The organism is Rhodanobacter sp. FW510-R10 (genome assembly GCF_058781105.1).
In genome coordinates this window covers 782,810-806,227 of the sequence record NZ_JBYSWL010000001.1, presented here as the reverse complement: position 1 = coordinate 806,227, position 23,418 = coordinate 782,810, and the positions used below count along the sequence as shown (strand labels likewise).

Below are 23,418 nucleotides of genomic sequence, written 5' to 3'. Positions count from 1 at the left end.
AGGCCCTGGATTCCCGCTTTCGCGGGAATGACGACGGGGGGTGCGGGAAAGACGGGAGCGGCGGGGAGCGGCGAGGAGGGCGGGAATGACGAGCGGCGCGTCGTTGAATCGACCGGCATCACGCAACGGGTGGCACACCTTTGTATAGTGGCTGCACCCCTCGTGCCCCGGAGCGCGCCATGCAAGGCGACAAGAAAGTCATCGAGTTCCTCAACAAGACCTTGTTCAACGAGCTGACGGCAATCAACCAGTATTTCCTGCATGCGCGCATGTTGAAGAACTGGGGCTACGCCGAGCTGGCCGAGCACGAGTACAAGGAGTCGGTCGAGGAGATGCACCACGCTGATCATTTGATCGAGCGCATCCTGTTCCTGGACGGCCTGCCGAACCTGCAGCACCTGGGCAAGCTGCACATTGGCGAAAACGCGGTCGAAGCCCTGCAGGCGGATCTTGACCTGGAGATGGCAGCCGCGCCGGACCTGCGCGCCGCCATTGCCTACAGCGAGCAAGCTGCCGATTTCGTCAGCCGCGAATTGTTCCGCTCCATCCTGCACGACGAGGAAGAGCATATCGACTGGCTGGAGACGCAGCAGCGGCTGATTGCCGAGATTGGCGCCGAACGTTACCTGCAGGGCAAGATCGACAGCTGAGCGGCGGGATGCGGCCACTGGCCGGCCCCGGTATGCTAGGACGTGGGCGATAGAAGGCGCCCACGCTCCTTGTCCCCATCCGTATCGACCCCAGATTCCACGCCATGGAAACTCTCCTCGCCATTCCCGATTACCGCAGCACCGGCGCCCCGCTGCGCTTCACCCAGGCCGCCGCGCACAAGGTACGCGAACTGGTTGCCGAGGAAGGCAATCCGAACCTGAAACTGCGCGTGTACATCAGCGGCGGCGGCTGCTCGGGCCTGCAATACGGCTTCACCTTCGACGAGGAGCAGGCCGAGGACGACATCGCCGTGGTACGTGAGGACGCCACGCTGGTGTGCGACCCGCTGTCACTGCAGTACCTCGCCGGCGCCCAGGTCGACTACACCGAGAACCTCAGCGGCGCGCAGTTCGTCATCAGCAACCCGAACGCGAAGACCACCTGCGGCTGCGGCTCCTCGTTCACTGCCGCCTGAGGCGCTGGCGTGGACGAGGATCCGGCGGCGCCCCTGAATTGCTTCGCCGGACTCAGCCGCGCGCTCGACCGCACTTCCGAGCACCGCAACGACGCGGCGTGGATCGCCGCCCGCGCGCACACCGCCGCGACCCGCTACATATTGTTGGACGCCAACGGCGAGGCCTTCCTGCAGCGCGACCGCGCCGCGCTGCGCCTGCTTGATGACGGCGAGCGCGAGCGCCTGCTGGGTTCGTTGAAACCGAGCTTCCTCGGCAACATGGACGATCGTCCCTGGTTCCTGCTGGCGCTGGATGCAGCCCAAGACGCCGAGGACTTGGCCGCCACCTTGCACGCCCGGCGCATGGGCCTGCGCGCCGCCGGCCTGCAGTTGGAGGCCAGGCAGGCCGCGCTGTTCGCCTATGCCAAGGGCCTGGCGCATTGGCAGCGCGAGACACGGTTTTGCCCGTATTGCGGCTCGCCGTTGCTGCTGGTGGCCGCAGGACACCGCGCGGAATGCACGAACGCCGAGTGCGCCCGCCTGCAATTCCCGCGCGTCGATGCCGCGGTGATCATGCTGGTCGAGCACGAGGGCGCCTGCCTGCTCGGTCGCCAAACCGGCTGGCCCCCGGGCCGCTGGTCCACGCTGGCCGGCTTCGTCGAACCGGGCGAAGCGCTGGAGGACGCCGTACGCCGCGAAGTGGCCGAGGAATCCGGGGTGCTGGTCGAGAGCGTGCGCTACCACTCCTCGCAGCCCTGGCCATTGCCGGCCTCGCTCATGGTGGGCTTCATGGCCACCGCGGCCTCGCGCACGATTGCCATGCGCGACCTCGAGCTCGAAGCGGCACGCTGGTTCACGCCGCAGGAGATCACCGACGGCATTGCCGACGGCAGCTTCGTGCCCTCCAGCGCCATGTCGATTTCCCACCACCTGCTGGCCGATTGGCTGCGGCAGCGCGCCGGGCTGGACCTGGCCGCCATGATCGCCGCTGCGCCGCACAGCTAGGGAAACTCTGACCTGTCGGCGTCATTCCCGCGAAACAGCCCCGGCGTCATTCCCGCGAAAGCGGGAATCCAGGGCCTTTGTCCTTGCGGGTCACTTGAAGGCACTGGATCCCCGCTTTCGCGGGGATGACGCTGGGATGGTGAGTGCGCTATCGAAAACGTTCCGGACAGCAGGGCGTGTTGTTCAGACGTTCGCCAGGTTTGGAAGGTAGCCTGCGGTGGCGCGACTACACTAAGGCTTTCGCCGACCGGTGCCACCATGGCCGTCCCGCTCCTCGTCGTCCTGCTTGCGCTTGCGCTGTTGCATGCGTGGCCGCGCCTGGCCCAGCGCCGCGAGGACGGGCTGTTCCAGTACTGGGTCAGGCAACTGGCGGAGACCCGCGGCTACGCCCGGGCTGCACTCGCCGTGCTGCCGGCCGCGCTCGTGTGCCTGCTGCTCTGGCTGTTGCTTGGCCACCTCACCATGGCGCCGTGGCTGCAGGCCTTGTTTGCGTTGGCCGTGCTGGTGTATTGCCTGGGACCGCGCGAGTTCCGGACGGACGTCGAGGCGATCGTCACCGCCCCGGACCTCTCCGCCCGCGTGGCCGCGGCGCAACGCTTGTCCACCGACGGCGAGGTCGTGGGCTGGGGCGCGCGCGCGCTCGGTCGCGCCGTGGTTTACGCAGCGTTGCGTCGGCGCTTCGCGGTGCTGCTGTGGTTCTTCGCACTGGGACCGGCCGGTGCACTGGCTTATCGCCTGGTGCAACAGCTCGCCCGCGATCCCGCCCTCCAGCGCAGCGACGACGCGGAAGCCCCGCGCTACCTGGCCAACGCCGCAGATTGGCTCCCAGCCCAGGCACTCACCTTCACCCTGGCACTGGTTGGCCATTGGGAAGCAGTGATTGCCGCCTGGCAGCTGTGGCGCGTCCACGCCGCGCCGACCAGCTGGTATGCGGAGGGACCAAGCTTCCTCGGTGCCGCGGCGCAGGCGGACATCAGTCGTGACCTGGATGAAGTCGAGGCCGACGATATGGACCAGCACGCCCCCATGGCCGAGTTGCTGCGCCTGCGCAGCACGCTTTCCCGTGCGCTCCTGGCCTGGCTGAGCGTGGTGGCCCTGATCGTCATCGGCAGCTGGCTCCGCTAACCCACGGGCAGGGCTTTCGCGCGGCAAAGGCGTGCGAAACGCTCTTGATTTAAAGGAGTCGGCGCAAGCCGGGGTGAAGGCATCGGTCGCGGGCGGAATTCGACGGCAAACAAGGGGCGGGTGTGGACGGCTAGGCGGCTGAGCGGCGGGCCCAGGCGACGAAGCGGCGGACGAAGGCGGGGACGCGCAGGAACACGTAGCCGACGAAGGCGACGCCGAGCAGGGCCGCGGCGAGGAAAATCTGCGGCACGCTGAAATCCAGCGCGCCCAAGCCCAGGCCGAAACATGCAGCCAGGACGATCAGCAGCGCGTTGATGATGTTGTTGGCGCCGATCACGCGCGACAGGCGCCCGGCCGGGGCACGCTGCTGGATGAAGGCAAACAGCGGCACCACGTAGATGCCGGCAAAGGCGCCGAGCATGGTGAGGTCGAGCGCGATGCGCGCGCTGCCGGCGCTGCGCAGGAAGCCAAGCCAATCGAGGCCCTGCGCCAGGGATACGCCGGGCCGGGCAAAATACAGGTCGATGCCGAACCCAGCGAGCCCCAGCGCACCCAGCGGCACCAGTCCAATCTCGACGCGGCGCGCGGACAGCCGTTCGCAAAGCAGCGCGCCGATGCCGGTGCCGACCGAGAACAAGGTCAAGACGAGGATCGCCACCGAGCCGTCGCCTCCCAGGTTGGCGCGCGTATAGATCGGCAACTGCGCGACCAGCACGGTGGCATAAAACCAGTACCAGGAAATACCGAGCACGGTGTTCCACACCACGGGGTCGCGCCGCGCCAGCGCGATCACCTGCACGGTTTCGCGCACGGGATTCCAGGTGAGGCGCAGCTCAGGCGCGGTGGGCGGTGCAGGCGGGATTCCGCGACTGGCCAGCCAACCGGTGATGGCCACGGCCAGCAACACCCCGCCCGCAAGCAGCGGACCGGACGGCCCGACCTCGATCAGCGCGCTGCCCACGATCAGACCCGAGAGCATCGCGAGCTGGGTGCCGGTTTCCACCAGCGCATTGCCGCCAATCAACTCGGCGGGCGCGAGCGCCTGCGGCAGGATCGCGTACTTGATCGGCCCAAACACGGTCGAGTGCACGCCCAGCCAGAACAGCACGACCAGCAGCAGGCCCGCGGCGTGGTGGTACAGGCCCCAGCAGGCCACCGCCATGGCGGCGATCTCGAACAGCTTGACGTAGCCGATGATGCGGCTCTTCTCGAACTTCTCCGCCAGCTGCCCGGCGCTCGCGGAAAACAGGAAGTAGGGCAGGATGAACAAGGCCGGCGCGAGGTTGGTGTACAACGCCACGCTGCGCTCGCCCAGGCCCATGTGGAACGCCACCACCATCACCAGGGCGTTGCGGAAGGCGTTGTCGTTGAACGCGCCCAGCGCCTGGGTGCAGAAGAGTGGCGCGAAACGGCGCGTGCGCAGCAGCTGGAACTGGCTCATGCGTGGCTCCGGCGCCTGCCGGCCGGGTGCTGGCGACCATCGTCCCCGGTCGCTGCGGCGCTCAGGGCCGGCATGCGACGGCGGCTACAGCAGCGCGATATCGGCCACGCTGGCGAACTGCGCCTTGAGCTGCGCCAGCAAGGCCAGGCGGTTTGCACGCACCCGCGGCTCCTCGGCATTGACCAGGACGCTTTCGAAGAATGCGTCGACCGGCGCCTGCAGCCTGGCCAACCGGGTCAGCACCGCGGCATAGTCGCCGCGCTCCAGCGCCTGCGCCGTATCCTGGCGCGCCGACGCCAGCGCGGCGGCGAGCTTGCGCTCGCTGTCGTGCTCGAAACGAGTCGGATCGACTTCATTCGCCACTGCCGCGCCGCCGGCCTCGGCCTGCTGGCGCAGGATGTTGGCGACCCGCTTGTTGGCCGCGGCGAGCTTCATCGCCTCGGGCAGACGTCCAAATGCCAGCACCGCACGCAGGCGCCGGTCAAAATCCAGCAGGCTGGGCGGATCGACGGCGAGCACTGCTTCCAGCTGGCCGCGGTCGAATCCCTGCGCGGTGTAATAGCCGTGCAACCGCTCGATGATGAAGGCCAGCAACTCATCACGCAGCTCGGCCCGTCGCCGTGCCGCATCCAGCAGGGCCGGCTTGCCGTTCTTGCCGGGCTTGATGCCGGCCGCCAGCGCCGCTTCCGGCAGCTGCTGCAGGGCTGCCTCGAGGCTCACGCGCAAGCCGAGCTCCAGCTTGCCTTCGATCAAGGTGCGCGCCAGTCCCAGTGCGACGCGGCGCAAGGCAAATGGATCCTTGCTGCCGCTGGGTTTCAAGCCGACGGCAAAAATGCCAGCCAGCGTGTCCAGCCGGTCGGCCACCGACAGCACCTGGCCCAGGCGGTCGGCCGCAATCGCGTCGCCACCAAAGCGCGGCTGGTAATAACTGTCCAGCGCCACGGCCACGGCCGGCGCCTCGCCACTGTGCGCGGCGTAATGCCGGCCCATCACGCCCTGCAACTCGGGAAACTCGCCGACCATGCGCGTGAGCAGGTCACACTTGCACAGGTTCGCCGCGCGGCTGGCGGCTTCCGCGTCCACGCCAACCTCGCCCGCGATCAATCGCACCAGCGCGGCAATGCGCTCGCTCTTGTCCGCCAGGCTGCCGAGTGCGCGCTGGTAGGTGACCTTGGCGAGCGCGGGGCAGTGCGCCGCCAGCGGTGTTTTCAGGTCGGCGTCCCAGAAGAACTTCGCGTCGGCAAAACGCGGCCGGATCACGCGCTCGTAGCCGCGACGAATCGCCTCGGGCTCGGCGCTGCTGATGTTGGCCACGCCAATGAAATGCTCGGTCAGGCGCCCATTGGCGTCAAACAGCGGTACGAATTTCTGATGTACCACCATGGTGGCCACCAGCACCTCAGGCGGCACGTCGAGGAAGGCCGGATCGAATGTGCAGGCAATTGCCACCGGCCACTCAGTGAGATTGGCCAGCTGGTCCAGCAAGGCCTCGTCCAGGTGCGGCGTGCCGCCGGTGGGCGCGGCAACGCGCGCCACCTCGGCCTGGATCCGCTCGCGGCGTTCGACTGGATCGGCGAGCACCTTGGCCAGGCGCATGGCATCCAGCCAGCTGTCGGCATCGGCCACGTGTACCGGTTGCGGATGCATGAAGCGATGGCCGTGCGAGCGACGGCCGCTGGCAAGGCCCAGCACCTCGCCGTCGACGATGCGGTCACCGTGCAGCATCACCAGCCAGTGCACCGGGCGCACGAAGCTGTAGTCGTGGTCGGCCCAACGCATCGGCCGCGGGATCGGCAGGGCCTGGAGCGCCTCGTCGACCATGCCGGGCAACAACGCCGCCAATGGCTGTCCGGGGCGCACCGTGCGGGCGACAAACCAGGCGCCCTTGTCGGTTTCCAGCCGTTCCAGCGCGCCCACCTCGACCCCGCACGAGCGCGCAAAACCCAGCAGCGCCGGGGTCGGCTGACCCGCGGCATCCAGCCCGGCAGCCAGGGCCGGACCGCGCCGCTCCAAGGTTTGCGCCGGCTGCATGGCGGCGACATCGGGAATGTGCACGGCCAGGCGTCGCGGCGTCACATACGCGCAGGCCGCATCAAACCCGGCATGCACTCCGGCCTTGGCCAAGGCGCCGCTGAGGTCGCGCAGAAACGCGGCGCCAAGCGCATCGAGCGCCTGCGGCGGCAATTCCTCGGTGCCCAGCTCGACCAGCAGCGACTTGCCTTTAACCATGGGCCTGCTCCTGGTTGCGTGCCAGCCCCGGATAGCCGAGCTTTTCGCGCTGCGCGACATAGGCCTCGGCGACCGCCCGCGACAGGGTGCGCACGCGCAGCATGTAGCGCTGGCGCTCGGTGACGCTGATCGCACCGCGCGCATCGAGCAGGTTGAAGGTGTGGCTGGCCTTCATCACCTGCTCGTAGGCCGGAAGCGCCAGTTGGGCGGCCACCAGCTGCTGCGCGGCAGCCTCGCAGACGTCGAACCAGTGGCTCAATTCGGCCACGTTGGCATGCTCGAAGTTGTAGGCGCTTTGCTCGACCTCGTTCTGGTGGAACACGTCGCCGTAACTCACCCGGCCGCGCGGCCCGTCCGTCCACACCAGGTCGTAGACGTTGTCCACGTCCTGCAGATGCATGGCCAGGCGCTCCAGGCCATAGGTCAGCTCGCCGGTCACCGGGCGGCATTCCAGGCCGCCGGCCTGCTGGAAATAGGTGAACTGGCTCACCTCCATCCCGTCCAGCCATACCTCCCAACCCAGGCCCCAGGCGCCGAGCGTCGGCGACTCCCAGTTGTCCTCGACGAAGCGCAGGTCGTGCACAGTCGGATCGACGCCAAGTTCGCGCAGCGAGCCGATGTAGAGCTCCTGGATGTCCTCGGGGCTCGGCTTCAGCGCCACCTGGTACTGGTAATAATGTTGCAGGCGATTCGGGTTGTCGCCGTAGCGGCCATCGGTGGGACGCCGCGACGGCTGCACATAGGCGGCTGCCCAAGGCTCGGGGCCGAGCGCACGCAGGAAGGTGGCCGGGTGGAAGGTGCCGGCGCCGACCTCCGTGTCCAGCGGCTGCAGCAGGACGCAACCTTGCGCACTCCAGTAGCGGTTGAGTGTCTGGATGACGTCCTGGAACGTGCGCGAAGGCATGGCGGACCCGGGGCTCCTGGCCAAAGCGCGTTAGTATACCGCCGGCGGGATTCCCTTCTCCGCTGCCTGCCGCATGGGCTATGCGAGGTGAGACGCGGATGGCCGCTTCAGCACAAATTGCCACCCTGCTTGGCAGCCGCGGCCGGCTGCAGCTCGACGATGTGCTGGCCGCGCTGGTGGTGGATGGCTACGTCGCCGCCGAGGAGGCCAAGCGCGTGCGCATGGGTGCACGTGGCGGGCGCTCGACGCTGGAACTGCACCCGCTGGTGCTGATCGCCAACGCCAAACTCGACAACCTGCGCGAGCCCGGTCGGCCGCTCCGCCTGGAGACCCTGACCGAATGGGTCGCCGGGCACGCGGACTTGCCGTACCGCAAGATCGACCCGATGAAGATCAATGTCGCCGCCGTGACCCAGGTGGTGAGCCATGGCTACGCCCAGCGCCACCGCATCCTGCCGATCGACGTCGCCCCCGGCGAGGCGACCTTTGCCACCAGCGAGCCATTTGACGATGCCTGGGCCGAGGACCTGGCGCACATGCTGCGCCGCGACGTGCATCGCGTGGTCTCCAGCCCAATCGACATCAACCGCTACCTGCTCGAGTTTTACAGCGTGCAGCGCTCGATCCAGCTGGCCCAGGACGCGAATGCGCAGGATCCGGGGGCTGCCATCCTCAATTTCGAGCAGCTGGTGGAACTGGGCAAGGCCGGCGAGGTCGGCGCCGACGACCGCCACGTCGTGCACATCGTGGACTGGCTGCTGCAATACGCGTTCGAGCAACGCGCCTCCGACATCCACCTGGAACCGCGACGCGAGACCGGGCAGATCCGCTTCCGCATCGACGGCATCATGCACAGGGTGTTCGAGCTGCCCTCGCCGGTGATGACCGCGGTGACCGCGCGCATCAAGATCCTCTCGCGCATGGATGTCGCCGAGAAGCGTCGCCCGCAGGACGGCCGCATCAAGACCCGCTCGGCCTCCGGGCGCGAAGTGGAATTGCGCGTCTCGAACATGCCTACTGCGTTCGGCGAGAAGGTGGTGATGCGTATCTTCGACCCGGACCTGGTGGTCAAGGACTTTGCCCAGCTCGGCTTCTCGCCCGATGAAGCCCTGCAGTGGCGTGCCATGGTCGAGCGCCCGCACGGCATCGTGCTGGTGACCGGACCAACCGGTTCGGGCAAGACGACCACCTTGTATTCGACGCTCAAGCACCTGGCCACGCCGGAGATCAACGTCTGCACGGTCGAGGACCCGATCGAGATGGTGGCGCCGGAGTTCAACCAGATGCAGGTACAGGCCTCGATTGACCTGGACTTTGCCGCCGGCGTGCGCACGCTGCTGCGCCAGGATCCAGACATCATCATGGTCGGCGAAATCCGCGATCTGGAAACCGCGCAGATGGCGGTGCAGGCGTCGCTGACCGGCCACCTGGTGTTGTCCACGTTGCACACCAACGATGCGCCGAGCGCGGTCACCCGCCTGCTCGATCTCGGCGTGCCGCATTACCTGATCCAGTCCACGCTCACGGGCGTCGTCGCCCAGCGCCTGGTGCGCACGCTGTGCCCGCACTGCAAGGAGCCGGCCGCGCAGGATCCGCGCGAATGGCACGTGCTCACCCACGGCTGGCCGATCCCGCTGCCGAAGACGGTGTACGCGCCCGCGGGCTGCCTGGAGTGCCGCAACACCGGCTTCCTCGGCCGCACCGGCATCTACGAGATGATGATGCTCTCGCCGTCCCTGCGTGGCCTGATCAGCGCCACGCTGGACCTGGGCGGATTTGGCCAGGCCGCCCTCGCCGAGGGCCTGCGCCCGCTGCGCATCTCGGCTTCCGCCCAGGTGGCGCGCGGCTTGACCACCGTGCAGGAAATCCTCAGCGTGTTGCCGCCGGTCGAAGGCTTCGACGACACCCCACCTCTTGCCATCACCACCACCGGCCAGCCATGAAACCTGTACTCATCATCCGCACCGGCCACGCGCCGGACCGCATCCGCGCGCGCCACGGGGATTTTCCGCAATGGTTCCAACGCGCCGCGCGACTGCCAGCCGCGCGGGTGCATATCATCGACGTCGCCGCCGGCCAAGAGTTGCCCGCGCCACGCCTGACGGCGGGCGCGATCATCACCGGCTCGGGCGCCATGGTGACCGAGCACCTGCCTTGGAGCGAGCGCACCGCGGGTTGGATTCGCCAGGCCATGGACGTCGACTTGCCGTTGTTTGGCGTCTGCTTCGGCCATCAATTGATGGCCCATGCGCTCGGAGGGCGCGTGGATTACCTGCCGGGCGGGCGGGAAATCGGCACACAAACGATCTCCCGCCTCGGGCAGACCGGGCCGGACGATCTCGTCGATACCGTGGCAGCGAGCTTTGCCGCCCACACCACGCACGAGCAGTCGGTGCTCGAAGCCCCAGCCGGCGCCACGCTGCTGGCGCGCTCGAAGCGCGACCCACACCAGATCCTGCGTTACGGGAAGCACGCCATCAGCACCCAGTTCCATCCCGAGTTCAGCGCCGAGGTGATGCGCGCCTACCTGGTGTACAAGGCGGCCGGCGGCTCACGGCGCGAGCTGCAGCAACTGGACGTATTCCGCGAGGTGGCGGCCACGCCGGAGGCACGCGGCCTGCTGGCGCGGTTCGCACGCCGTGCCGGCTGGCTCGAGAGGCCAGCTTCAGCCGCGCAGGCGACGGGCGATAGCGCCGCGTGAGACGAATGCAAACACCAGGCCGAACAAGAATCCGCCGATGTGGGCCCACCACACATAGGCTCCGTAGCTCGGCCCCACATAGCTGAACAGCAACTGCAGCAAGACCCACAGCCCGATCAACAAGAACGCCGGCACGCGCACGAACTCCAGGTACAGCCCGAGCGGCAGCACCAGGCCCAGCTTGGCCCGCGGAAACAGCGCGACATAGGTCCCCACCACGGCAGACACCGCGCCGCTGCAACCGATGATCGGCAGGTGCACCCCGGCGAGTGACAGCGCGCCGATCAGGTTGGCGACGATGCCGCCCGCCACGAACAGCAACAAGAACCGCAGCGAACCCAGCACGCGCTCGCCGGGCAGGCCAAAGATCACCAGGAACAGCAGGTTGCCGAGCAGGTGCAGCCAGGTGACGTGGATGAACAAGGCCGTGAACAGCCGCAAGAGGGCCGGATTGGTCAGCTGCGGCAACACCGGCGCGTGCGCATGCATGATGTTCGCCGGCACGGTGCCCCACTCCAGCAGCAAGGCCACACGTTGCACCGGCGGCAGCAGGCTGAGCACGAGGAAGCACAGCACGCAGACGCTGACGATCAGCAGGGTCGCCCAATGCCATCGCGCCCGACGCCGCGTCTCCACATGCACGAACACGCTCGCTCCCCTGCCTGCGCGGGCGCCGGCTACGCGGCCACCAGCTTGACCCGCGCGAAATTACGCTTGCCGACTTGCAGCACGCCTTCGAAACCGGCGGCAAACACCTGCTGCGCATCTTCCACCACCTGGGCGTCGATACGCACCGCGCGCTCCTTGAGCTTGCGGTTGGCCTCCGAATTGCTGCCGGTCAGGCCGGCCGCGGTCAACAGCGCCGGCAACCGCAAGCCGGCCTCTGGCACCGCAATCGACGTCTGCGGCAACAGTGCCGTATCGCCTTCGCCGCGCACGACCGCATGCCAGCCGGCAATCGCCCGCTCGGCGGCCGCGGCGTCGTGGAACCGCGTCGCCAGCTCGCGGGCCAGGCGCAGCTTGGCGTCGCGCGGGTTGAGCACGCCGGCGGCGACGTCGCGCTGCATTTGCGCCAGCTCATCCAACGACACCTCGAAACTCAGCAGCTCGAACCAGCGCCACATCGCCGCATCACCAATGCGCATGGTCTTGGTGACCATGTCGATCGCCGGTTCATCGATGCCGATGTAGTTGCCGAGCGACTTGGACATCTTGTTGACGCCATCCAGACCCTCGAGCAGCGGCATGGTGAGCACGATCTGCGGCGCCTGGCCGTGGTGCTCCTGCACCATGCGCCCCATCAGCAGGTTGAACTTCTGGTCGGTGCCGCCCAGCTCCACATCCGCCTTGAGCGCGACCGAGTCGTAGCCCTGGACCAACGGATACAGGAATTCGTGGATCGCGATCGGTTGTTGCGCGGCAAAGCGCTTGGTGAAGTCGTCGCGCTCGAGCATGCGTGCCACGGTGTGCAGCGCCGCCAGCTTGATCATGCCGGCGGCATCCATGGCCCCAAACCACTCCGAGTTGAAGCGCAGCTCGGTGCGCCCGCGATCCAGCACCTTGTACACCTGGCTGGCATAGGTCTCCGCATTGGCCAGTACCTCTTCGCGGCTGAGCGGCTTGCGCGTGATGTTCTTGCCGGTGGGATCACCGATCATGCCGGTGAAGTCGCCAATCAAAAAAATCACCTGGTGGCCCAAATCCTGGAACTGACGCATCTTGTTCAGCAGGACGGTGTGCCCCAGGTGCAGGTCCGGCGCGGTGGGGTCGAACCCCGCCTTGACCCGCAGCGGCCGACCGCGCTGCAGGCGCAAGCGCAGCTCCTCACGCTTGATGATTTCATCGGCGCCGCGCGCCATCAGGGCCAGCGCCTGCTCCAGCTCAGTCATGTATTTCTCACTTTCGATGGCAAATAGGGCGGCCGTCACGGGCAAGACGCCACGCCGGCGTTAATTGTCCGTTAACCGGAAACCCCCTGCAAATCATTGACCGCAAAGGCATTGACGCGCTTTGCACACGGCCGTTATGGTACGGGATATTTTGCGAGTCCGTACGCGGGGCAGATCAGCATGACGAAGACCAGGCGAGCAGCGTTCCGCGCACGCAAGCAGGCCATTTGCCGCAAGGCACAGCGCCGGCATTCCGGATTCTACGCACGCTGCGCACACTGGTCGTTCAACCGCAGTGGGGAGATCGAGCCCTTGCAATGGGGCCGCGAGCGTCTAGTCCTGGCCGGCACCGCGGTGGTGATCACCCTGCTTTCGGGGTTCCTGATGCCGGCCTGGGCCAGCGCCATGCGTCCGGCGCCCGTCCCACCAGCCCGCGCCGTGCTGGCCGTGCGGCTGCCGCCGGTGACGACGCCAGTCGCCCCACCGGCAGTTGACGATTGGCAGATCGCGCGGGTCCAGCCCGGACAGACGCTCTCGGACATGTTCGCCAGCCGTGGCCTGAGCATGACCGACCTGCAGAACGTCATGGACGCGGCCGGCAACGAGAAATCCGCGTTGCACAACATCCAACCCGGCCAGGAATTCGATTTCCTGCTTGGCAGTGACGGCACGCTCAATGGCCTGCGTTTCGACCAGGGCGATACCAGCCGGGTCACCGTGCGCCTCGATGGGACGCAGCCCCAGGTCACCACGCAGCAGCGAGCCCTTGAAACGCGCGAAGAGGTCGCCCACGGGGTGATCACCAGCAATCTGTACGCGGCGGCGGCCCAGGCCGGCATGAACACGGCGATGGTCGGCAAGCTCGCGGACCTGTTCAAGTACGACATCGACTTCGTGCAGGATCTGCGCGCCGGCGACAGCTTCACCGTGATCTACGATGACCTCTATCGTGACGGTGTGCGCTACGGCGAAGGTGACATCACCGCCGCCGAGTTCACCAACCAGGGCAAGCGCTATACCGCCTATCGCTTCAAGAAGAGCGATGGCAGCATCGGCTGGTTCAGCGAGGACGGGCGGCCCATTGAAAAGTCCTTCCTGCGCATCCCCGTCGACTTCACGCGCATCTCGTCCAAGTTCAGCGTGGCGCGCATGCATCCGATCCTGGGCCGGGTCCGCGCCCACAAGGGTGTCGATTACGCCGCACCCAAGGGCACGCCGATCCATGCCGCTGGCGACGGCGTCATCCAGTTCCGTGGTCGCGAGAACGGCTACGGCAACTTCGTGGTGATCAAACATACCAAGGACATCAGCACTGCTTACGGACACATGTCTGCCTTCGCCAAGGGCGAGCGCGTGGGGCAGCACGTGAAGCAGGGCCAGGTCATCGGCTACGTCGGCATGACCGGCCTGGCCACTGGTCCGCACTTGCACTACGAATTCCGCGTGGATGGGGTTCAGCGCAATCCGCAAACGGTGACCCTGCCCAAGTCGCAGCCGCTCGCGCCCGCGCAATTGGCCCGCTTCAAGGCCCAGGTCGTGCAGCCACAATTGGCGCGCCTCACCGAGCTGGCCAGCCGTATGCAATTGGCGAGCACCAGCGCCGTGGCGGTGACCGGCCACCGCGGTTGACCCGCCCATGGCGAACGCCCGCGAGCTTTACCTCGGGCTGATTTCCGGCACCAGCATGGATGGCATCGACGCCGCCTTGGTGGATTTCGGCGGCGCCCAACCGCGCCTGCAGGCCAGCCGAATCCACCCCTGGGAGGCCGGCGTGCGAACCCGCCTTGCCGCCCTGGCACAGGAAGCGCCAGGCATCGGCCTGGATGCGCTCGGTCGGCTGGATCACGCCGTAGGGCACTGTTTTGCCGATGCCGCGCTGGCCTTGCTGGAGCAGGCTGGAATCGACCTGCGACACGTGCGCGCGATCGGCTCGCACGGCCAAACCATCCGCCACCAGCCCCTGGGCGATGCTCCGTTCAGCATGCAGATTGGCGATCCCACGCTGATTGCCGAGCGTTGCGGCATTGATGTGGTCGCCGATTTCCGCCGCGCCGACCTGGCTGCCGGTGGGCAGGGCGCGCCCCTGGTGCCGCCGTTTCACGCCGCGATGCTTCAGCGCGAGGGCCGGTGCCGGGTGGTATTGAACCTGGGCGGTATCGCGAACGTCACCGTGCTGCATGCCGACGGCCAAGTGCGCGGCTTCGACACCGGGCCGGCCAATGCGTTGCTTGATGCCTGGTACCGCCAGCAGCGCGGCGAGCCGTTCGATCGCGACGGCCGTTTCGCTGCAGCGGGCCAGGCTGATCCACGCTTGCTCGACGCCTTGCTGGCCGACCCCTATTTCGCGCTGGCGCCGCCCAAAAGCACCGGGCGCGACTATTTCCAGCTGGATTGGCTTGCGCGCTCCGGGATGGCCGCCGGCCTGCCACCCGCGGACGTGCAGGCGACGCTGCTGGAACTCACCTCGCGCAGCGTCAGCGCCGCCATTGCCGAACATGCGGCGGACGCCGACGAGATCCTGGTCTGCGGCGGCGGAGTGCACAACGCGGCCCTGCTGCGCCGCCTGCGCACGCTGCTCGCGCCGCGCCGCGTGGCCAGCACGGCGGAGGTTGGCATCGACCCGGATTTCGTCGAAGCCATGGCTTTCGCCTGGCTGGCGCGCCAACGCGTACTCGACCGGCCCGGCAACCTGCCGACGGTGACCGGCGCGCGCGGCCCGCGCATCCTCGGCGCGCTGCATCGCGCCCCGGGGACTGCGACGGCGTGACTCGCCGTCCCATGATCACCTCCAGCGCGCGACGGACCAGCGCCGGGGGTGCCACCGTCAGCCGTCGCGGGGTGCGCCCATCTGCGCCCGCTCGATGCGGCGGAAGCGCGGGGTGAGGAATGCAAACAGCAGCATGGCGGGAATGATCGCCAGCACGGTGACGATGAAATAGCCGCCGTAGCCGGTGACCATGGCGATGCCTCCGGCGAAGAAGCCGAGCACCTTGCCTGGCAGGTTCACCAGCGAGCTCAGCAGCGCGTATTGAGTGGCGGTGTGCTCGCGGCTGACCAGCGAGGACAGGAACGCCACGGTCGGCGGGCCCAGCATGCCCAGCGTGAGGTTCTCGACGGAAATCACCAGGGTCAGCGCCAGCAGGTTGCCGTGCTGGCTGAGCAGGGTCAGGTACAAGAGGTTGCTGCACCCGCACAGCACGATGGTCACGCCCAGCGGCCGCCACGCGCCCCAGCGCGCCACCGCCGCACCGCCGATGAACACGCCGGCGATGCCGATCCAAATGCCGTAGATCTTGGTGATGGTGCCAATCTCGGTCTTGGAGAAACCCATGTCGCGGTAGAACGGACTCATGATGCCGCCCACCGTGGCCTGTTCGGGCAACTTGAACAGCAGCAGGAACAGCAAGGTCACCCCCGCCAGCGCCCAGCCATAGCGGCGGAAGAAATCGGCGAAGGGATCGAGCACGCTCTCGCGCATCGCCGCGCGCCAGCCCACCGGCTGCGCACGTTCCACCTGTGGCTCGCGCGCTACCAGGGTGGTGATGATCGGCACCAGCATGGTCAGTGCCATCGCCACGTAGACTACGCGCCAGGCCACATGGTCGGCGAGGATCAGGGCCACAGCGCCAGCCACCAGCAAGCCGATGCGGTAGCCCAATGAATAGGTGGCAACCAGGGCGCCTTGATCCTCGATTGGCGCGATCTCGATACGGTAGGCGTCCACGGCAATGTCCTGGGTGGCGCCACAAAACGCCACCACCAGGGTGGCCACCACGAACGGGATCAGCTGCGCGGGGGTCAACGCCGCCATCGCCAACAACCCCGCCACCACGCCAAGCTGGGCAAACAGCAGCCAGCCGCGACGGCGGCCGAGTCGGGCGAAGCCGGGAATCCGGCCGTGATCAAGCAGCGGCGCCCAGATGAACTTGAACGCGTAGGTCATGCCAGCGCTGGCGATCATCGTGATGTCGTTGAGCTGGATGCCGTTTTCCTTCAGCCAGTAGGCCAACGTACCGGCAACGAGCAGGAACGGCAGACCGGAGGAAAAGCCCAGGAAACACATGGTCCACGCTGCCGGTTGCGTGAACGCCCGCCACACCGATGGTTTGGTCGGGCGGGGCGCAGCCGGCTCAGTCGGCATAGTCGACGGTGTAGGGCGCGTGGTCGGAGAAGCGCTCATCCCGGTAGATCGAGCAAGCTTTTAGCCGTCCGCGCAGCGAGGGGGTGACGATCTGGTAGTCGATGCGCCACCCCACGTTGTTCTCGCGCGCACGGCCGCGGTTGGACCACCAGGTGTAGTCCTCGCCCTCGGGATGCAGCGTGCGGTAGCTGTCCACCCAGCCACCCTCGACCAGGCCGTTGAGCCAGGCCCGCTCCTCCGGCAAGCAGCCGGAATTCTTCTGGTTGGACTTCCAGTTGCGAATGTCCTTCTCGCTGCGCACGATGTTCCAGTCACCGCAGATGACATAGTCACGGCCGCTGCCCAGCCAGCCGCCAAACACCGGAGCGATCCACTCCATGGCGCGGAACTTGAACTGCTGGCGCTCCTCCCCCGACGAACCGGAAGGGAAGTACAGCGACACCACACTCAGCTTGCCGAAGCGCGCCTCGACATAGCGGCCCTCGTTGTCGAACGCATCCCAGCCCAAGACGGTGCGCACCTCGTCCGGCTCGCGCCGGGTGTAGATGGCGACGCCCGAATAGCCCTTCTTGCTGCTGGCGTCGCGGTAGTAGCAGTGATGGCCATTGGGGCGAAACCTTGGATCGGCGAGCTGGTCTTCCTGCGCCTTGGTCTCCTGTAGGCAAATCACGTCCGCGCGCTGCCCACGCAGCCACTCGAATACTCCCTTGTTTGCAGCCGAGCGAATGCCGTTGGCGTTGAGGGTGATGATGCGCATGGCGACTCCCGGAGCGATGGCAGGCATCATAGCAACATGCCCCCGCCGCCCTTCCTCCGCGTCGTGCCGGTCACGCCCAAGCTGCGGGACGACCTGCTGCGTCTGCACGCGCGACCCGAACAGGAGGGCTTTGTCAGTCCGCCCGCCGCCACGCTGGCAGATGCCGAACAATGTCCGGGCAGCGAGCCGCTGGCGCTGCTGCTCGGCGACACCGTGGTGGGCTATTGCCGGATCGAGCGCAGCGCGCGCGCGCTCACCGGCCGCGAGGCGGATGCCGACGCCCTGGGCCTGCGCTCGTTCCAGATCGATGCGGCATGGCAGCGCCGCGGTTACGGCAACCTCGCCATGGCGGCCATCCTCGATGATCTCGCGCGGCGCTACCCCACCGCGCGCCGGCTCGTGCTGATGGTGAACTGCCGCAACGCCGCCGCGCTCGCGCTGTACCGGCGGCATGGCTTCGTCGTCGTCGACGGGTTGTACCATGGCGGCCGTTCCGGGCCGCAGCACCTGCTGTGGCGCACGCTGCCCTGAAGGGGGGTTCCATGCACGCCTACCAGCGCGAATTCATCGAGCTCATGCTGCAGCGCGAGGTGTTGCGCTTCGGCGAATTCACGCTCAAGTCCGGTCGCGTCAGTCCGTACTTCTTCAACCTCGGTCGCCTGGATTCCGGGGCGGCGCTGGCCCGCGTCGGCGCGGCGTACGCGCAGGCACTGACGCAATCGGGCCTGGCCGTCGACATGCTGTTTGGCCCGGCCTACAAAGGCATTCCGCTGGCGGCGGCAACCGCGATTGCCCTGGCCACGCAGCAGCAGCGCGACCTGCCCTGGGCTTACAACCGCAAGGAAGCCAAGGATCACGGCGAAGGCGGCATCCTCGCTGGCGCCCCGCTGGCCGGCCGCGTGCTCATCGTGGACGACGTGATGACCGCCGGCACGGCGGTACGCGAATCCCTGGCCCTCATCCGCGCCCAGGGAGCTACGCCCGCCGGTATCCTGATCGCGCTGGACCGGCAGGAACGCGGTCGCGGTGCACGCTCGGCGGCCCAGGAGATGGCCGAGGACGAGGGGGTGCCGGTCATCGCGATCGCCACCCTGGCCGACATCCTGGCCTTTGCCGGGAGCCGCGGCGAACTGGCCGCCGCTCATGCTGCGTTGCTGGCTTATCGGGCACAATTTGGCGCCTGAGTTCAAGTTCCACCGACCAGCGCCGACGAACCCGGCTGTCCTTCGTGTGATTCGCGGACGCTGGCTATACTCCAGCGTGGGGGAGTAAAAACCATGCGTCTACGCCTGTTGCCCATCATCGTGACTATCCTGGCCGCGACCCAGCTTGCGTTTGCGCAGAGCCGGAGCCATCTGCGCTACCAGTGGCAGGACGCCCAGGGCCTGACGCATTACAGCGACAGCCTGAATGCCGAGGCGATGAAGCTCGGCTATTCGGTGATCAACGACCAGGGCATCGTGGTGAGCCGCGTGGCCCGGCCGCTGACTCCCGAAGAGCGCGCGGCAGCCGACAAGCTGGCGCAGCAGCAGGCCGAGCAACAGCGCGTGGCCAGGCGCCTGGCCACGGCCGAAGCACAGATGCTCAGCGCCTATCCAGACGAAGCGTCCTACCATGCCTTCCAGCAGCAACAGTTGAGTGCCTTGGACGGCCAGATCCGCACCACTCGAACCAGCCTGCGCTCCCAGGAGAAATCGCTGGCCGACCTGCTGGGCCGAGCTGCCGAGATCGAGCGCGCCAAGGAAACGGTACCGAAATTCCTCACCGACGACATCGCCAGGCAGCGCGCCGTGGTCACCGGGCAACGCAATACCCTGGCCCTCCAGCAGACCTCGCGGGAGGCGCTGGTGAAGAAGCAGGCAGCCGCATTGGCACGTTACCGCGCATTGAAAGCGGCGCAGGATGGCGACGTGCAGTAGTCGCAGGCCAGGCGCCCGCCCAGCAGCGACGCTCAGAACGGCAATTGCAAGCCGGGCTCCAGCGCCAGCAATTGCCGGCGGAAGACATCCTGCACCCGCCGCAGCGCGGCGGGGGTATCGGCCTCGAAACGCAGCACCAGCACCGGCGTGGTGTTGGAGGCACGCACCAGGCCCCAGCCGTCGGGCCAATCGGCCCGCACGCCGTCGATGGTGGTCAAGGCAGCATCCGGGAAACTCGCCTGGGTGCGGAATTTTTCCATGAATCGGAAAGGCTCACCCTCGTGCATCGGGATTTTCAGCTCGGGTGTGGCCGCGTTGCGCGGCAAGGAAGCGAAGATCTCATCCGGCGAACGCTGCTGCAGGTCGCCGGCAAGGATCTCCAGCAGGCGCGCCGCGGCATATAGGCCGTCGTCGAAGCCGTACCAACGCTCCTTGAAGAAGAAGTGGCCGCTCATCTCGCCGGCCAGCTCGGCGTCGGTCTCGCGCATCTTGGCCTTGATCAGCGAATGGCCGGTGCGCCACATGAGCGGGCTGCCACCGGCGTCCAGGATCTGGCCCTTGAGGTGGCTGGTGCACTTGACGTCGTAGATCACCGTGGCGCCGGGTTGGCGGGATAGCACGTCGCGCGCAAACAGGATCAGCACCTGGTCCGGGCTGACGATTTCGCCGCCGTGGCTGACCACGCCGAGGCGGTCGCCATCGCCATCGAAAGCCACGCCGAGATCGGCGCCAATCTTGGTCACCGCGTCGATCAGGTCGCGCAGGTTGGCCGGGACGGACGGGTCCGGATGATGGTTCGGGAAATTGCCGTCGACATCGCAGTACAGCGGGATCACTTCGCAGCCGATCCCCGACAGCAATTCTGGCCCGAGCTTGCCCGCGATGCCGTTGCCCGCATCCACCACCACCCGCAGACGGCGCTCCGTCAAGACGTCGGAGACCACCCGTTCCAGATAATCCGGGCCGACGTCGATTTCGCGCAGGCTACCGTGTGCGTCGCCCGGCAGGTTGCCCTTGGCGATGCGCTGGTACAGGTCCTGGATGCCGGCTTCGGCCAAGGTCTCGCCACCTACGACGACCTTGAAGCCGTTGTAGTCCGGCGGGTTATGGCTGCCGGTCACCATCACCCCGCAGCCCGTGTTGCAATGGAACGTGGCGAAGTAGAGTACCGGCGTCGGCACCGCGCCAATGTCCAGCACGTCGACGCCCGTCGCGCGCAAGCCGGTACACAGGCCGGACACCAGCTCCTGACCGGACAAGCGGCCGTCCCTGCCGACGACGATCTCGTGTAGGTTCTTCTCCAGCATCAGCGCGCCGACCGCGCGACCGAGCTGTTCGGCGACGGCGACGGTCAGGGTGGTGCCCACCACGCCGCGAATGTCGTAGGCGCGGAAGATGCCAGGGTCGACAGCCACGGCCGCAGCCGGCACCACGTTCGTCGGAGCCGCCGCTTTCGGTGCTGATTTCGCCACCCCACCCGCGGCCACCGCCCGGGACGCCGCGCGCGCGAGCTTCGGCGCAGCGGTCGCTACCGGCAGCATCACCTCGGCCGGTTGTTCGACCGGCGTCCTTGGGCGTGCCGCATGCACACGCCAGAACAGCAGCGCCAGGCCACCGGCGACACCGAGCAAGGCGAGCAAGCCAGCAAGCGTCGGTGACTTCGGCAGGACGATGAAGGCCTGCGGCAAGGACCCGCCGACATTGAACGCGCTGCCAGGAACCGCTGCGGCGCCATTCAAGTCGGCCGTCGTGGCCGGGGCGCCATGCGCAAGCAGGGTCAGATAGCCTTGTGGCCCACTTTGGCGCAACTCCAGGCGACCGCCGCCTGTCGGCAACGCCGCGAAGCGCTGTTGCAAGGTCGCAAACGACAGCTCGACCCAAGCCCAGCCAAGCGGCTGACGCGCCGCTCCAACCGGAATGACAAAGCTCAGGCGGCGGTCGCCATGCGTGGCGACCACGCTTTGCGCCAACGGGGCGCCGACAAAGTCCGGCGCCGCCATGAGCTGCGCTGCCTTGGCGTATCCAAACACGCGGTAATTTGCGTGGAGCACCTCATCCAGGCTGCCGCTGAAGAGCTCCAGCTGCAGGACCTGCGGAAGCTGTCGGCGCCAAACGGCAATCGTGGTCTGCGGCGCACTCATGGCCACAGCCGGATCGACTCCGGCGAGCGCCTTTTCGATCGGTTCGCGTTCGCGGGCAATTTCCGCCGCGAGGGCTGATGCCGCCTGGTCACGCGCGGTGCGGACCTGATCCAGCAACACCTGCTCGTGCACGATCAGCCAGGCCTGCCAGGCGCAGAACAAACCCAGCGCGATGAGTACGGTAGCCCCGGCGAGCGAGAGCAGGCGACCCCAGTCCTGCGCCCCACGTGCCTGACGCGTGCCCGATCCGTTACGTGCCATGTCACTCCTCGAGAACCCGGGGTTCCTCGCTGACCTTGCGCTGCGCAACAGGGTTTCGCTCAGGTGATTCCGGTGGACCCAAAGCCACCCTCACGCCGCTCACTCGGCACAAAATCCGTCACCACATGCAGTCGGGGTGCAGCTACAGGCACCAGGAGCAACTGGGCAACGCGATCGCCGACGTCAATAGTGCAGGGCGCGCGGCCACGATTCCAGCACGAAATCATCAGTGGCCCCTGATAGTCGGCGTCGATCACGCCGACCAGGTTGCCCATGACCAGGCCTTGCTTGTGGCCCAGGCCCGAGCGCGGCACGATCAGCGCACACCAATTCGGGTCGCCGATATGCAGGGCCAGTCCCGTGGGTATCAGCGCGGTGTCTCCGGGCGCGAGCACCAGCCGCCCGGGTATCGCTGCACGCAAATCCATGCCCGCGCTGCCCGGCGTAGCGGCGGTCGGCAAGGGAATGACCTGTCCGAGCCGCGGATCGAGGATCTTCAGCGCCACATCCACGGTGGTGCGTCCAGGCATGTCGCTCATGCACGCGCGGCCCGGTAGCGCTGCGCGATACTCGCCACCAGGTCGCGCGCGAGCTCTTGCTTGGGGGCCAGCGGCAGGTTCTGCGAACCGCCAGGCCAGAACACCCGCAAGGCGTTGTCGGCCACCTCGATGCCCACGCCAGCACCCACCTCGTTGGCCGCAATCATGTCCAGACCCTTGCGCCGCAGTTTGTCCTGCGCATAGTCCGCCACGGCGTCAGTCTCGGCGGCAAAGCCCACCAGGAACGGGTGCGGCGCCTGTGCCGCCAGGCTGGCGAGGATATCCGGGTTTTGCACCAAGGCCAGGGTAATGCCCTCGTCCGCCTGCTTCTTGAGTTTGTGTTCCGCCGTCTGCGCCGGGCGATAGTCGCCGACCGCAGCCGCACCAATGTAGATATCCGCCTGCGGTGCCGCGGCGAGCACCGCTGCATGCATCTGCTCGGCACTGCGCACGTCGATGCGGCGCACGACCCCGGTAGGCGTCGGCAGCTGCACCGGGCCAGCTACGAGGGTGACCGCGGCGCCCGCTTCGACCGCCGCCTGCGCGACCGCAAAACCCATGCGTCCGGACGAGCGGTTGCCGAGATAGCGCACCGGATCGAGGTCCTCGTAGGTCGGGCCAGCGCTGACCAGGACCCGCACCCCACGCAGTACCTCGTCCACAAACGATGCCGCCAGGGCGTCCCGCAGTGCTTCGGGTTCGAGCATGCGTCCAGCACCGACCTCGCCGCAGGCCTGTTCGCCGGCTGCCGGGCCAAGCACGTGCACGCCGCGTTCGCGCAGCACGGCCAGGTTGGCCTGCACCGCCGCGTGCGCCCACATTTGGCGATTCATGGCCGGAGCCAGGTACAGCGGCGCCGTGGTGGCCAGGCACAGCGTGGTCAACAGGTCATCGGCCCTGCCGTGGGCCAGGCGCGCAACCAAGTCCGCCGTCGCCGGGGCAATCACGACCCGCTCGGCCCAACGCGCCAACTCGATGTGGCCCATGGCCGCTTCGGCTTGGGCATCCCATAGGCTGGTCCGCACGGCTTGTCCGGACAGTGCCTGGAACGTGGCCGCCCCCACGAAATGGGCCGCATTCGCCGTCATCACCACGCGCACTTCCGCACCCGCTTCACGCAGGCGCCGCACCAGTCCACAACTCTTATAGGCGGCAATCCCGCCAGACACCCCGACGAGAATGCGGCGTTGGGCAAGACGCATGTAGGGGCGGCCTGACAATGACGCAGAGTGCTAGCTTACCGGATCGGCCCGGCAATGCC

At 67.4% G+C, this 23,418-nt stretch carries 21 protein-coding genes; 11 read left to right on the top strand and 10 right to left on the bottom strand.

Annotated elements, in window-relative coordinates:
• Positions 1-179: 179 nt before the first annotated feature.
• The 4 genes from bfr to AC3WJB_RS03285 all read left to right on the top strand — a co-directional run bounded on the left by bfr (position 180) and on the right by AC3WJB_RS03285 (position 3,235).
• The gene (bfr, locus tag AC3WJB_RS03300) at positions 180-650 is read left to right on the top strand and encodes a bacterioferritin (RefSeq protein ID WP_492678684.1); all 471 of its coding nucleotides are present in this window, start codon (positions 180-182) and stop codon (positions 648-650) included.
• Positions 651-754: 104 nt separating this feature from the next.
• Positions 755-1,126, top strand: coding sequence for an iron-sulfur cluster insertion protein ErpA (erpA, locus tag AC3WJB_RS03295; protein WP_492678682.1), 372 nt, complete (start codon positions 755-757; stop codon positions 1,124-1,126).
• 9 nt (positions 1,127-1,135) lie between these two features.
• Positions 1,136-2,110, top strand: coding sequence for an NAD(+) diphosphatase (gene nudC / locus AC3WJB_RS03290; protein WP_492678680.1), 975 nt, complete (start codon positions 1,136-1,138; stop codon positions 2,108-2,110).
• Between the two features lie 258 nt (positions 2,111-2,368).
• Positions 2,369-3,235, top strand: coding sequence for a beta-lactamase induction protein (locus AC3WJB_RS03285; RefSeq protein ID WP_492678678.1), 867 nt, complete (start codon positions 2,369-2,371; stop codon positions 3,233-3,235).
• A 130-nt stretch (positions 3,236-3,365) separates the two neighbouring features.
• On the opposite strand, the gene AC3WJB_RS03280 is transcribed toward AC3WJB_RS03285, so the two are convergent.
• The 3 genes from AC3WJB_RS03280 to glyQ all read right to left on the bottom strand — a co-directional run bounded on the left by AC3WJB_RS03280 (position 3,366) and on the right by glyQ (position 7,809).
• Positions 3,366-4,676 (bottom strand): MFS transporter, encoded by a 1,311-nt coding sequence (locus AC3WJB_RS03280; protein WP_492678676.1) that lies wholly within the window; start codon positions 4,674-4,676, stop codon positions 3,366-3,368.
• 84 nt (positions 4,677-4,760) lie between these two features.
• Positions 4,761-6,905, bottom strand: coding sequence for a glycine--tRNA ligase subunit beta (gene glyS, locus AC3WJB_RS03275; RefSeq protein WP_492678674.1), 2,145 nt, complete (start codon positions 6,903-6,905; stop codon positions 4,761-4,763).
• Positions 6,898-7,809, bottom strand: coding sequence for a glycine--tRNA ligase subunit alpha (gene glyQ / locus AC3WJB_RS03270; protein ID WP_492678672.1), 912 nt, complete (start codon positions 7,807-7,809; stop codon positions 6,898-6,900). Before glyQ ends, glyS begins: the two co-directional genes overlap by 8 nt.
• A 98-nt stretch (positions 7,810-7,907) precedes the next feature.
• Here glyQ and tfpB point away from each other — a divergent pair, with 98 nt between their 5' ends.
• Positions 7,908-9,752, top strand: a complete 1,845-nt coding sequence (gene tfpB, locus AC3WJB_RS03265) for a type IV pilus assembly ATPase TfpB (RefSeq protein WP_492678670.1) — start codon at positions 7,908-7,910, stop codon at positions 9,750-9,752.
• Positions 9,749-10,510 carry a glutamine amidotransferase gene (locus AC3WJB_RS03260; RefSeq protein ID WP_492678668.1) on the top strand — a complete coding sequence of 254 codons (762 nt, stop codon included), beginning with the start codon at positions 9,749-9,751 and terminating at the stop codon, positions 10,508-10,510. Before tfpB ends, AC3WJB_RS03260 begins: the two co-directional genes overlap by 4 nt.
• Here AC3WJB_RS03260 and AC3WJB_RS03255 read toward each other — a convergent pair.
• Positions 10,475-11,158 carry a rhomboid family intramembrane serine protease gene (locus AC3WJB_RS03255; protein WP_492678666.1) on the bottom strand — a complete coding sequence of 228 codons (684 nt, stop codon included), beginning with the start codon at positions 11,156-11,158 and terminating at the stop codon, positions 10,475-10,477. The two genes, AC3WJB_RS03260 and AC3WJB_RS03255, sit on opposite strands and share 36 nt — an antisense overlap.
• Positions 11,159-11,187: 29 nt before the next feature.
• Positions 11,188-12,399 (bottom strand): tyrosine--tRNA ligase, encoded by a 1,212-nt coding sequence (tyrS, locus tag AC3WJB_RS03250; RefSeq protein WP_492678664.1) that lies wholly within the window; start codon positions 12,397-12,399, stop codon positions 11,188-11,190.
• 180 nt (positions 12,400-12,579) lie between these two features.
• Between tyrS and AC3WJB_RS03245 the strand changes: the two genes are divergently transcribed.
• The gene (locus tag AC3WJB_RS03245) at positions 12,580-14,028 is read left to right on the top strand and encodes an OapA family protein (protein WP_492678662.1); all 1,449 of its coding nucleotides are present in this window, start codon (positions 12,580-12,582) and stop codon (positions 14,026-14,028) included.
• Positions 14,029-14,035: 7 nt separating this feature from the next.
• Entirely contained in the window at positions 14,036-15,166 is a 1,131-nt protein-coding gene (locus AC3WJB_RS03240) for an anhydro-N-acetylmuramic acid kinase (protein WP_492678660.1), read from the top strand.
• Between the two features lie 57 nt (positions 15,167-15,223).
• Here AC3WJB_RS03240 and AC3WJB_RS03235 read toward each other — a convergent pair whose 3' ends face one another.
• Together AC3WJB_RS03235 and AC3WJB_RS03230 are read right to left on the bottom strand one after the other, a co-directional pair.
• A complete protein-coding gene (locus tag AC3WJB_RS03235) occupies positions 15,224-16,540 on the bottom strand; it encodes an AmpG family muropeptide MFS transporter (protein ID WP_492678658.1) in 1,317 nt (438 codons plus the stop codon).
• Positions 16,530-17,297, bottom strand: coding sequence for an exodeoxyribonuclease III (locus tag AC3WJB_RS03230; protein ID WP_492678656.1), 768 nt, complete (start codon positions 17,295-17,297; stop codon positions 16,530-16,532). Before AC3WJB_RS03230 ends, AC3WJB_RS03235 begins: the two co-directional genes overlap by 11 nt.
• 36 nt (positions 17,298-17,333) lie before the next feature.
• On the opposite strand from AC3WJB_RS03230, the gene AC3WJB_RS03225 reads away from it, so the two are divergent.
• The 3 genes from AC3WJB_RS03225 (at position 17,334) to AC3WJB_RS03215 (ending at position 19,216) form a co-directional block, all read left to right on the top strand.
• A complete protein-coding gene (locus tag AC3WJB_RS03225) occupies positions 17,334-17,828 on the top strand; it encodes a GNAT family N-acetyltransferase (protein WP_492678654.1) in 495 nt (164 codons plus the stop codon).
• An 11-nt stretch (positions 17,829-17,839) separates the two neighbouring features.
• Positions 17,840-18,481 (top strand): orotate phosphoribosyltransferase, encoded by a 642-nt coding sequence (gene pyrE, locus AC3WJB_RS03220; protein ID WP_492678652.1) that lies wholly within the window; start codon positions 17,840-17,842, stop codon positions 18,479-18,481.
• 93 nt (positions 18,482-18,574) lie between these two features.
• Positions 18,575-19,216, top strand: a complete 642-nt coding sequence (locus tag AC3WJB_RS03215; protein WP_492678650.1) for a DUF4124 domain-containing protein — start codon at positions 18,575-18,577, stop codon at positions 19,214-19,216.
• 32 nt (positions 19,217-19,248) lie between these two features.
• Here AC3WJB_RS03215 and AC3WJB_RS03210 read toward each other — a convergent pair whose 3' ends face one another.
• From AC3WJB_RS03210 to coaBC, 3 genes are read right to left on the bottom strand one after another with little or no spacing between them, the layout of a single operon-like run.
• Positions 19,249-21,618: a phosphomannomutase/phosphoglucomutase gene (locus tag AC3WJB_RS03210; RefSeq protein ID WP_492678648.1), complete on the bottom strand. Its 2,370-nt coding sequence runs from the start codon at positions 21,616-21,618 to the stop codon at positions 19,249-19,251.
• 59 nt (positions 21,619-21,677) lie between these two features.
• Entirely contained in the window at positions 21,678-22,148 is a 471-nt protein-coding gene (dut, locus tag AC3WJB_RS03205) for a dUTP diphosphatase (RefSeq protein ID WP_492678646.1), read from the bottom strand.
• A 5-nt stretch (positions 22,149-22,153) separates the two neighbouring features.
• Positions 22,154-23,359, bottom strand: a complete 1,206-nt coding sequence (gene coaBC, locus AC3WJB_RS03200) for a bifunctional phosphopantothenoylcysteine decarboxylase/phosphopantothenate--cysteine ligase CoaBC (protein ID WP_492678644.1) — start codon at positions 23,357-23,359, stop codon at positions 22,154-22,156.
• Positions 23,360-23,418: the final 59 nt, after the last annotated feature.